The following is a 9,836-nucleotide window of genomic DNA, read 5'->3' on the forward strand; positions in this document are numbered from 1 at the left end:
AGGGCGATGTTCACGGGCCACGGGTCCAGCGCCTCCAGCATTCGGGCCAGGTGCCACGCGCCCGGGGTCACCGTGGTGGCCTTCGTGCCTTCGGCCGGCCCGGTGCCCCCGCCGATGATCGTGGTGATGCCGGACCCGAGCGCCTCGCTCAGGATCTCCGGGCAGATCAGGTGGACGTGGCAGTCGATGGCCCCGGCGGTGACGATCCGGCCGTTGCCCGAGATGATCTCGGTGGAGGGCCCGATGACCAGCTTCGGGTCGACCCCGTCCATCGTGTCCGGGTTGCCCGCCTTGCCGATGGCGACGATTCGCCCGTCCCGGATGCCGATGTCGGCCTTGACGATGCCCCAGTGGTCCAGGATCACCGCCCCGGTGATGACGGTGTCGGGGGCCCCGTCGGCCCGGGTGGCGTTCGACTGGCCCATCGACTCCCGGATGACCTTGCCGCCGCCGAATACCGCCTCGTCGCCCCCGGCCGCCAGGTCCTGCTCGATCTCTATCAACAGATTGGTGTCGGCCAGCCGGATGCGGTCGCCCGCGGTGGGTCCGTAGAGCAGGTTGTAGCGGCTGCGGTGCAGTTCCATCAGGAGGGGTCCAGGGGGCCCGCGCACTCTCCGCGCAGTCCGTGGATGACCCGCCTGCCTCCGAAGGGGACCAGCTCGACCAGCCGGTCGATGCCCGGCTCGAAGCGAACCGCCGTGCCCGCCGGGATGTTGAGCCGCTGCCCCCACGCCGCCCGGCGGTCGAACTCGAGGGCCGGGTTGGCCTCGGCGAAGTGGTAGTGCGAACCGACCTGAATGGGCCGGTCCCCGGAGTTGGACACCCGGGCAATCGTCACCGGACGCCCGGCGTTCAGCTCGATCGCGCCGGAGCCGACCAGCACCTCGCCCGGAACCGGCGGCGGGCCGATCCAGGTGGGCTCGCTCATTTCGCTCAAGGGATCGGGGTGTGGAGGGTTACGAGCTTGGTGCCGTCCGGGAAGGTTGCCTCCACCTGGACCTCGGGGATCATCTCGGCCACGCCGTCCATCACCTCGGATCTGCTGAGGACGCCCCGCCCGGCCTCCATCAGGTCGGCCACGCTGCGGCCGTCCCGGGCTCCCTCCATAACGAACGAGGTGAGGATGGCGACCGCCTCCGGGTGGTTGAGCAGCAGACCCCGCTCCTGGCGTTCCCGCGCCAGCCTGGCGGCTACGTGGATGAGGAGGCGTTCCTGCTCGTGAAGGCTAAGTCGCATTGATCCCGATCATATCGAGACCAGCTTGCGCATCTGGGCTTCGTCCATGTCGCCCATCTTGCCGGACGACACCACCTCTCCCGCGTCCAGGATCAGGTACCGGCCGGCCAGCCGAAGCGCGAACTCCATGTACTGCTCGACCAGAAGGATCGACATCCCGCTCTTGGTCAGGTTCGCAATCGCGTCCTCGATCTCCATGATGATCGACGGCTGGATCCCCTCGGTGGGCTCGTCCAGGATCATCAGGCTAGGCTTCGTCACCAGCGCCCGGGCGATGGCAAGCTGGGCCGCTTCGCCGCCCGACAGGAATCCCGCCTTGCGGGGGAACAGCTTCTCCAGCCGGGGGAACAGGTCGATCGCTCCGTCCAGGGCCGCCTTGTCTCCGCGGTCCGACGACTCCATGACCACGTTCAGGCTCTCCAGCACCGTGAGCTGCGGAAAGCTCCCTCTGGTCTGGGGCACGTACGCCAGGCCCGCCTTGACCCGCTCGTAGGGGTGCATCCTGCCCAGGTCTCTGCCCTGGAACAGGATCTTGCCCGAAGTCGGCCTCAAAACCCCCATGATGGCGTTCAGCAGCGTAGTTTTCCCCACTCCGTTGCGGCCCATGATGCAGAACAGCTCGTTGTCGGCGATCTCCATGCTCACGTCGAACAGGATCTGGGTGGGCCCGTAGGCCACGTCGACGTCCTGAACCGACAGCATCAGGCGGTCACCTGCTCCTGGGACCTGCGATCGTGCGCCCGGCCGAGGTAGACCTCCTGCACCATCGGGTTTGCCTGGATCTCCTCGATCGGGCCTTCACAGAGGATCTTCCCCTCGCACAGCACGGTCACCTTCTTGGAGAAGCGCCGGACGAAGTCCATGTCGTGCTCGATGACACTCAGGGTCTTGGTCTGGGCGATGAACTGAAGCAGCTCACCGGTCTTGGTCCGCTCCGACTTGCTCATGCCGGCAACAGGCTCGTCCAGCAGCAGCAGCATAGGGTTCTGCGCCAGGAGCATCCCGATCTCCAGCCACTGCTTCTGGCCGTGGGACAGGACCCCGGCCGGCCGGTTGGCGTAGGCCGGCAGGCCGACGATGTCCAGCGCCTCCACCACCTCGGGCAGCACGCTCTGGCGCCGGCGGAAGAGCTTCGGGAGGCTCAAGCGGAAGCTGGCCGCCAGGTCGAGGTTCTCGACGACCGTCAGCTCCTCGAAGATGTTCGCCTTCTGAAAGGTCCGCCCGACTCCCAGCCGTACGATCTCGAACTCCCTGCGCTGCAGCAGGTCCTTTGTCGCGAAGTTGATCGAGCCCTTGGAGGGCTTCACCAGGCCCGTGATCGCGTCGATCAACGTGGTCTTGCCGGCGCCATTCGGGCCGATGAGGAACCTAAGCTCGCCCTCCAGCACGTCGAGGTTGACATCGGAGTTGGCCTTGAAGCCGTCGAATGTGACCTCGAGGTCCCGGATCTCCAGGAGAAGCTGACCCTCGCTCACGTCGTCACCTCGGCCGGCTGCGCCAGGCTCTCGGCAGCTGGAGCGGTCTTTGAGCTCCGGAAGCGGTCGTTGTACATCTTCCACAGCCCCGCGACCCCTTTGGGGGCGAAAGCCATGACGATCACGAACAGCAGGCCCTGGAAGTACAGCCACCCGGAGGGGTAGGCCTCGCTGAGCGCCGTCTTGGCGTAGTTGACCAGAAGGGCTCCGACGACTGCGCCGATCAGGGTCCCCCGGCCGCCGAGGGCCACCCATATAACCATCTCGATGGAGGGCACGATGCCGACCATGGCGGGGGAGATGATGCCGACCACGGGAACGAACAGCGCCCCGGCCAGTCCCGCCATGCCCGCCGATATGGCGAAGGCGATGATCTTGATCGTGGTGGGGTTGTACCCCAGGAACCGGACCCGGTCCTCCCGGTCCCGGACGGCCATAAGCACCCGGCCGTACCGGCTCTCGACGATCTGGCGGGCCAGCAGGTACACCACGCCCAGGCAGACCGCGATGAGGATGTACAGCGACCTCTGGTTGACCGGGTCGTTCAGGTCGTAACCCATGAAGCTGGTCACGTTCGTCAGGCCGTTGGTGCCTCCGGTGATGCCCTGCTGCCCGATGAGCAGGATGGCGAAGGCCGCGCACAGGGCCTGCATCAGGATCGCGAAGTAGGCGCCCCTAACCCGGCGCCGGAAGATCAGGGCGCCCAGAAGGGCGGCCACGACCATCGGTATGACGACGGCCCCCGCCAGGGCGAACCCCGGGCTGGCAAACGGCTTCCAGAGGCCGGGCAGCGTTTCGACGCCGCTCCACACCATGAAGTCGGGCAGGTTGCCGGGTCCGGCCTCCTGGAGCTTCAGCAGCATGCCCATGCAGTAGCCGCCGAGGCCGAAGAAGAGGCCCTGGCCGATGGTCAGCATCCCGCCGTACCCCCAGGCCAGGTCGATGCCTATGGCGATGATCGCAAAACAAAGGTACTTGCCCAGCAGCGCCAGGCGGAAGCCGCTGAGGGCCGCCGGCATCACCACCAGGAACACCAGGCCGACGGCCAGGAAGACCGCGCGGCGCTTCCACGGCGTCAAACCGCCGCCCAGCAACTTCGGCATCGCAATCGAGGTCACGCCAGGCCCCTGCTCTTCAGCACGAACAGCCCCTGCGGCCGAACCTGCAGGAAGGCGACGATTGCCACGAAGACGACCACCTTGGCGATGCTCGCCTCGGTGCTGAACTCGACGAACGAGTTGAGCAGCCCCAGGGCGATTGCAGCTATGACGGCGCCTTTCAGCTGACCCAGCCCCCCGACCACGACCACTAGGAAGGCGTCGACGATGTAGTTGGTCCCGAGCGTGGGCCCGGTGGACCCAAGAAGGGTGAGCGCCACCCCGGCGATCCCGGCCAGGCCGGAGCCGATGAAGAAGGTGAGGCGGTCGATCGCATGGGTCTTCAAACCGCTGCACGATGCGAGCTGCCGGTTCTGCATGACCGCCCGCATACGGGCGCCCTGCGGCATCCTGGTGAGAAACAGCCAGATGCCCACGACGCACACCACGACCAGACCCATGATGAAGATGCGCGAGTAGGAGAAGGTCGCTCCGGCTACGTGGAGGGACCCGCCGAGCCACTCCGGGGCGCTAACTTGAACGTTAGGCGCCCCGAAGATGTCCCGGGCGAGCTGTTGAAGCATGAGGCTTACGCCCCAGGTGACCAGCAGTGTGTCGAGTGGACGCCCGTAGAGGCGCCTGATGAGCACCAGCTCGAGCAGCAGCCCCATCGCCCCCGCAATCAGGAAGGCAACAGGCAACGCCACCAGCAGCGAGACGTCGCGGCCCGTCAGGTCCTGCAGCATGTAGGCCGTGTACGCCCCCGCCATGATGAACTCACCGTGTGCCATGTTGATGACGTTCATCTGACCGAAGGTGAACGTCAGCCCCAAGGCGATGAGGATCAGGACGGAGCCCACACTCAGGCCCGTAAATACCTGCCCCAAAAAAGCGTCCATTGCTGTCTCCCAGGCCGCCTAAGCGGTTAGGACAGGCCCTTCGCCCAGTCGTAGCTCTTGAGGTACGGGTCCGGCTTGATCGGACCTTCGGAGCCGGAGACCTGCTTGATGAGGCCGTCGGCGCCGATGAGCCCGATGCGGGCGGTCTTGTGGATGTGCTGCGTCGGACCGTCGACGGTCACCATGCCCTCGGGGGCGGCGAACTCGAGGCCGGCGGCGGCCTTGATGACTTCGTCCACGTCGGTGGTTCCCGCCTTCTCCACCGCTGCTGCCCACAGGTTGACGGCTACGTAGCCGGCTTCCATGGGGTCGGAGGTCACCTTGTCGTCCCCGTACTTGTCCTTGAACGCTGCCACGAAGGCGGTGTTCTCGGGAGTGTCGGTGGTCTGGTAGTAGTTCCAGGCGACCAGGTGTCCGGCAAGGAACTCGGGACCGATTGCCCGGACCTCCTCCTCGGCGACCGAGACCGAGATTATCGGCACCGACTCCGGGGTGATGCCCTTGGTCTTGTACTCCTTGAAGAACGCGGTGTTGGTGTCGCCGTTCAGGGTGTTGAAGATGGCGTCCGGTTTGGCGTCGACCACCTTGTTGACCAGCGTGGCAACCTCCTGGTTGCCGAGAGGGATGTACTCCTCGCCGACGATCTCCATGTCGTTGGCCTCGGCGTACGCCTTGATCTCCTTGTTGGCGGTCCGGGGGAAGACGTAGTCGCTGCCGACGAGGAAGACCTTCTTCTTGCCCTGGCCCTTGAGGTAGTCGAGGCCGGGGACGATCTGCTGGTTCGTCGTCGCGCCGGTGTAGAAGATGTACGGCGACTGCTCGAGCCCCTCGTACTGAACCGGGTACCACAGCAGCGCCTTGTTCTTCTCGAACACGGGCAGCATCGCCTTGCGGCTGGCGGAGGTCCACCCTCCGAACACGGTGGCCACCTTGTCCACGGAGATGAGCTTCTGTGCCTTCTCGGCGAACGTCGGCCAGTCGGATGCGCCGTCCTCCTCTATGGGCTCGATCTGCTTGCCCAGCACGCCGCCCTTGGCGTTGATCTGCTCGATGGCGAGCAGTTCGGCGTCCCGGACGGTTACCTCACTGATTGCCATAGTGCCGCTCAGGGAGTGCAGGAGGCCGACCTTGATGGTGTCGCCCTCGTCGGTTGCGGTGCTGCCCCCGGTTTTTGCATCGTCTGTTTTCTGTCCGCAGGCTGCCCCCAGCAACATCAACACCATCAGTGTCGAAAGCCACAACCTCTTGCGCCTTGACGCCTCCTTCATGTGCCCTCCCCATGTCGTTTGTTGTCGAAATGACCCTGTGATCGTGCTTCTCGCAGATTTCTCGGTGATTTCGGGAGTGTTAAGAGTGGGTAACTTCACGGCTCGCCGAGGGTTGGCTGCCGCCGGGTTGGGAAGGACCTTTAATCCGGCGTGGAACCGTTTGTACGGTCCCCGTTTGCCTTCGGGGGACATTGTGTTGAGTATTGGCTTGTGAATGCTTCCCAACCGGCGCCGGCGGTTCAGGAAAAGCCCGCTCCGCCGAAGCTTTCGGCGGACGACCTTCAGCGCTTCGAAGAAGAGGCTCTGCCTCTTGCGAACGCGCTCTACGGCGGCGCCCTTCGGATGACCCGCAACCCGGCCGACGCGGCCGATCTGGTCCAGGAGACGTTTCTGAGGGCCTTCCGGAGCTGGAACCAGTTCAAGGAGGGGACCAACCTCAAAGCCTGGCTCTACCGCATTCTCACCAACCTGTACATCAGCTCGTACCGGGTGAAAAAGCGGGAGCCGCAGATGGTGTCGACCAGCGACAACGGCGACTTCGACCTGTACCAGTCCCTGGTCGACCGGGCGGAGGTGTCGGAGTCCGCCGAGTCGATCGTCATCGACTCGTTGGGCGACGACGACATCAAAAAGGCCCTCGCCGACCTGCCCGAGGACTTCAGGATGGCGGTCTCCCTCGCCGACATCGACGGGTTCTCGTATAAAGAGATAGCCGATATGCTGGACATTCCGATCGGCACGGTCATGTCCCGGCTCCACCGGGGAAGAAAAGCGCTCCAAAAAGCGTTGTGGGGTTTGGCCGAACAGAGAGGTTTGGTCGATCAGGGAGGCAAACCGAAGTGAGCGACGAGGCGCATTGCCAGAAGTTGGTCGGGTCGTTATACCAACTCCTCGACGGCGAGGTCACCGAAGAGCAGGTCGAGTTTCTGCAGGAGCACCTCGAAGAGTGCGGTGCGTGCCTGGAGCGCCTCGGGGTTGAGATGCACTTCACCCTGCTGGTCCGCAGCCGCTGCAAGGACGACCAGGACTGTCCGGACCACGTGATCCTAGAGATCAAGTCCGCACTTCAGGCAGAGATCACGGCCTAACCAAGACAACTCCGGACCAGCGGGCCGTAACGATCGGGGCCTGTTTCGCACTCACTCCTTAGATCCATCGAAAGGAGTGAATCCGGTGAGTTCGACGCCCCCCATCGACAACCTCGGAACGTACGACGCGATCGTCGTCGGCGCCCGCTGTGCAGGTTCCCCCACCGCAATGCTGCTTGCCCGCAAGGGCTACAAGGTCCTCCTGGTCGACCGTGCCACCTTTCCCAGCGACACCATCTCGACTCTCATCATTCACCCGGGAGGCGTCTCCTCCCTGCGGCGTTGGGGGTTGCTCGACCGCCTCGTCGCCACCGGCTGCCCGCCGATCGACAAGTACGTTTTCGACTTCGGACCGTTCGCTCTGGAGGGAACGTCCGGCACGCCCGAGTCCCCGGTGACCTACGCACCCCGGCGGACGATCCTGGACAAGATCCTCGTCGACGCTGCGGCCGAGGCCGGCGCCGAGGTTCGCGAGGGGTTTTCGGTCGACGAGGTTCTGTTCGACGAAGACGGCCGGGTGACCGGGATCCGTGGCCGGGAGAAGGACGGCCGGCAGGTCAGTGAGACGGCCCGAGTGGTGGTGGGCGCCGACGGCAGGCACTCCCGGATAGCAAAGAGTGTCGAGGCCCGGCAGTACAGAGACGGCCCCGAGCTCAACGCTGCGTACTACACGTTTTTCAGCGGCCTGCCCGTGAAGGACATCGAGATTTACGCGCGGGACTGGCGCGGGATCGGTGCGTGGCCCACCCACGACGGCCTCACGCTGGTGCTGACCGGCTGGCCCTACTCGGAGTTCGAAACCAACCGGAGGGACGTCGAGAGCAGCTTCTACTCCACTGTGGACCTGGTCCCGGAGTTTGCCGGCCGGGTGCGGGCGGCCACCAGGGAGGAACGATTCGTCGGAGCCGGTATTCGCAACTTCTTCCGCAAGCCGTTCGGCCCTGGCTGGGCACTGGTCGGCGATGCCGGGTACAACAAGGACTCCATCACCGCCCAGGGGATCCAGGACGCCTTTCGGGACGCCGAAGTCCTGGCCGGCGCACTGGACGAGGTGTTTGCCGGAGCGTCGACCTACGACGACGCTCTGGGGCGGTACCACGCAGCCAGGGACGCCCACGTGCTGCCGATGTTCGAGTTCACGTGCCAGTTGGCTACTCTCGAGCCGCCCCCGCCCGAAATGCAGCAGCTGCTGGGTGCAATCCACGGCAACCAGGAGGCCACCGACCAGTTCATCCGGACCTTCGCCGGCGTCACCTCCCCGGCAGAGATGTTCTCACCGGACAACGTGGGGAAAATCTTCGCTTCGGCGGAGCAGAGGGCGGGCAGCGGCGTCCTGGCTAGCCCGAGATGAGGGCCGCCAGCTCGAAGTGGTGGCCGTCGGGCGGCGACCATCGCCCGCCCCAGCGAAATCCCCACTTCTCCATGATCGCCACGACCTTCGGGTCCAGGTTGGGCCTCGACCCCACCGGGTTGTCCCCGACGTTGATGTCCACCGCCAGCCCCCACGCGTGCATCGACAGCGGTTTAGAGCCGTCCCGCTGGATGAAGCGGGGCGCGTAACAGCCCCCGTACTGGCCCGGCTTGATGGACGCCGACAGCCCGGAGTCACGAATTTCGGTGAGGGCCCCCTCCAGCTGCGGAAGCATCGTCCGGTGGCAGGTGACCTCGCCCAGCAGCGGAACGGTCTTTTTGGTGATGTGCTGGGAGACCCAGCTCTGGTTCTGGCTGATCGTGCCGTCGGGGTTGGTGGTGTAGCGGAAGTTCCCGATGGCCCTTTGGGCCGAGGCGCCGGAGAAGAAGGTGCGGGCCCCGCCCTGGGCCGTGGTCTCGAAGGTCACCCCGGGTATCGCCTTCCTGAGCTCTTTTAGGACGTCGGCGGTCTTGACGTCCTTGTGAAGGCCGAGCAGGAGCAGGGTCGGGTTGCCGAGGCCGAGCTCGCCGGCCTGATCGAGCGACATCATCGCCCCGGCCAGGTTGGGCACCCCGCTGGAGGCGAGCCCGCCGATGCGAAGCACCTCGCGGCCGTTCGGCCCTTTGGCCGCCAGGGTCGACAGTGGCTTGCCGCCGAAGATCTGGTACTGCTCGTGGGCGATCAGGGTCTGGGACCGGTACAGCCCCTCCCAGACAAACTTCGCCTGGGCGGTCGATTCCGGGGCCAGCGGGCGGAACTCGTCCGGCTTGACCGCGGCGATGCTCACCTGGGCGTCGCCGCCGGGGACCTCGACGACGATGTTGGCCAGCAGGACCCTCGCGGAGGCTCCGACTCCGGGAACGGTCCTCACCTGCTCGACGATCTGGTCGGAGACCCCGTCGGGAAGGGTCGCCTTCAGGGACGGCCGCATGGTTTCGACGCTGTCGGGCACCGGTACGGGGAGGGGCGCCTGCTCCTCGGAGGGAGGGGCGGAGAACGCGACTGCGGTGTCCCGGCTCTCCTCGGCCGAGTTCATCCGGAGGGCAACGATTGCACCGGTGGTGGACAGCAGGATCAGGGCCAGCACCACGTATGTCGCTTTGGATTGGTGGGTCTGAAGGAAACTCACGGGGACCTCAGGAACCTAAAGGGGCTTTCTCCCCGGAAAACCGCCCTCGAGGGTGTGCCAGAACGCAACCTCCGGCTCGCCGTCCTTCCAGCACAAAAGGACCGGCTGCCCGTCGATCACAGCGGGGAAGTCGACGAGGCCCTGCTCGATGTCCTTGATCGTGATGCTCCTTGTGTCGAACCACTCCAACTCTTCGTTTACCCGGTCGGAGGACTGCGCCCAATCGGATTTGG

13 protein-coding genes are annotated in these 9,836 nt (G+C 65.4%); 3 read left to right on the top strand and 10 right to left on the bottom strand.

The window, feature by feature from the left end; genetic code table 11:
- The 8 genes from VFV09_05795 to urtA all read right to left on the bottom strand — a co-directional run.
- On the bottom strand, positions 1–587 hold a 587-nt coding region (locus VFV09_05795; protein ID HEU4867226.1), incomplete at its 3' end, for an amidohydrolase family protein.
- Positions 584–928, bottom strand: coding sequence for an urease subunit beta (locus VFV09_05800; GenBank protein ID HEU4867227.1), 345 nt, complete (start codon positions 926–928; stop codon positions 584–586). The genes VFV09_05795 and VFV09_05800, both read right to left, overlap by 4 nt.
- A gap of 5 nt (positions 929–933) precedes the next feature.
- Positions 934–1,236 carry an urease subunit gamma gene (locus VFV09_05805; protein HEU4867228.1) on the bottom strand — a complete coding sequence of 101 codons (303 nt, stop codon included), beginning with the start codon at positions 1,234–1,236 and terminating at the stop codon, positions 934–936.
- Positions 1,237–1,245: 9 nt separating this feature from the next.
- A complete protein-coding gene (urtE, locus tag VFV09_05810) occupies positions 1,246–1,938 on the bottom strand; it encodes an urea ABC transporter ATP-binding subunit UrtE (protein ID HEU4867229.1) in 693 nt (230 codons plus the stop codon).
- Positions 1,938–2,711, bottom strand: a complete 774-nt coding sequence (gene urtD / locus VFV09_05815; GenBank protein HEU4867230.1) for an urea ABC transporter ATP-binding protein UrtD — start codon at positions 2,709–2,711, stop codon at positions 1,938–1,940. Before urtD ends, urtE begins: the two co-directional genes overlap by 1 nt.
- On the bottom strand, positions 2,708–3,829 hold the full coding sequence (gene urtC, locus VFV09_05820) for an urea ABC transporter permease subunit UrtC (protein HEU4867231.1): 1,122 nt from the start codon (positions 3,827–3,829) through the stop codon (positions 2,708–2,710). Before urtC ends, urtD begins: the two co-directional genes overlap by 4 nt.
- Positions 3,826–4,707 (bottom strand): urea ABC transporter permease subunit UrtB, encoded by an 882-nt coding sequence (gene urtB, locus VFV09_05825; GenBank protein ID HEU4867232.1) that lies wholly within the window; start codon positions 4,705–4,707, stop codon positions 3,826–3,828. The genes urtC and urtB overlap by 4 nt, the downstream gene beginning before the upstream one ends.
- Before the next feature lie 26 nt (positions 4,708–4,733).
- Complete coding sequence (gene urtA, locus VFV09_05830; protein ID HEU4867233.1) at positions 4,734–5,975, bottom strand: urea ABC transporter substrate-binding protein; 1,242 nt, start codon at positions 5,973–5,975, stop codon at positions 4,734–4,736.
- A 210-nt stretch (positions 5,976–6,185) separates the two neighbouring features.
- Here urtA and VFV09_05835 point away from each other — a divergent pair, with 210 nt between their 5' ends.
- The 3 genes from VFV09_05835 (at position 6,186) to VFV09_05845 (ending at position 8,414) form a co-directional block, all read left to right on the top strand.
- Positions 6,186–6,818, top strand: a complete 633-nt coding sequence (locus VFV09_05835; GenBank protein ID HEU4867234.1) for a sigma-70 family RNA polymerase sigma factor — start codon at positions 6,186–6,188, stop codon at positions 6,816–6,818.
- Complete coding sequence (locus VFV09_05840) at positions 6,815–7,063, top strand: zf-HC2 domain-containing protein (GenBank protein ID HEU4867235.1); 249 nt, start codon at positions 6,815–6,817, stop codon at positions 7,061–7,063. Before VFV09_05835 ends, VFV09_05840 begins: the two co-directional genes overlap by 4 nt.
- Before the next feature lie 85 nt (positions 7,064–7,148).
- Positions 7,149–8,414, top strand: a complete 1,266-nt coding sequence (locus VFV09_05845) for an NAD(P)/FAD-dependent oxidoreductase (protein ID HEU4867236.1) — start codon at positions 7,149–7,151, stop codon at positions 8,412–8,414.
- Here the strand turns inward: VFV09_05845 and VFV09_05850 are convergent.
- Both VFV09_05850 and VFV09_05855 read right to left on the bottom strand, forming a co-directional pair.
- Positions 8,401–9,603: a M15 family metallopeptidase gene (locus VFV09_05850; GenBank protein ID HEU4867237.1), complete on the bottom strand. Its 1,203-nt coding sequence runs from the start codon at positions 9,601–9,603 to the stop codon at positions 8,401–8,403. The two genes, VFV09_05845 and VFV09_05850, sit on opposite strands and share 14 nt — an antisense overlap.
- 15 nt (positions 9,604–9,618) lie before the next feature.
- Positions 9,619–9,836: DUF2203 domain-containing protein (locus VFV09_05855; GenBank protein HEU4867238.1), on the bottom strand; the 218-nt coding region annotated here is incomplete at its 5' end.

It is taken from the genome of Actinomycetota bacterium (assembly GCA_035759705.1).
In the GTDB taxonomy this organism is placed as follows: Bacteria; Actinomycetota; CADDZG01; order JAHWKV01; family JAHWKV01; genus JAJCYE01.

What these genes read in the sequence shown, in the direction of transcription:
- VFV09_05800 (HEU4867227.1), bottom strand. Translation starts at nt 928, where the DNA reads ATGAGCGAGCCCACCTGGATCGGCCCGCCGCCGGTTCCGGGCGAGGTG.
- VFV09_05805 (HEU4867228.1), bottom strand. Translation starts at nt 1,236, where the DNA reads ATGCGACTTAGCCTTCACGAGCAGGAACGCCTCCTCATCCACGTAGCC.
- urtE (HEU4867229.1), bottom strand. Translation starts at nt 1,938, where the DNA reads ATGCTGTCGGTTCAGGACGTCGACGTGGCCTACGGGCCCACCCAGATC.
- urtB (HEU4867232.1), bottom strand. Translation starts at nt 4,707, where the DNA reads ATGGACGCTTTTTTGGGGCAGGTATTTACGGGCCTGAGTGTGGGCTCC.
- urtA (HEU4867233.1), bottom strand. Translation starts at nt 5,975, where the DNA reads ATGAAGGAGGCGTCAAGGCGCAAGAGGTTGTGGCTTTCGACACTGATG.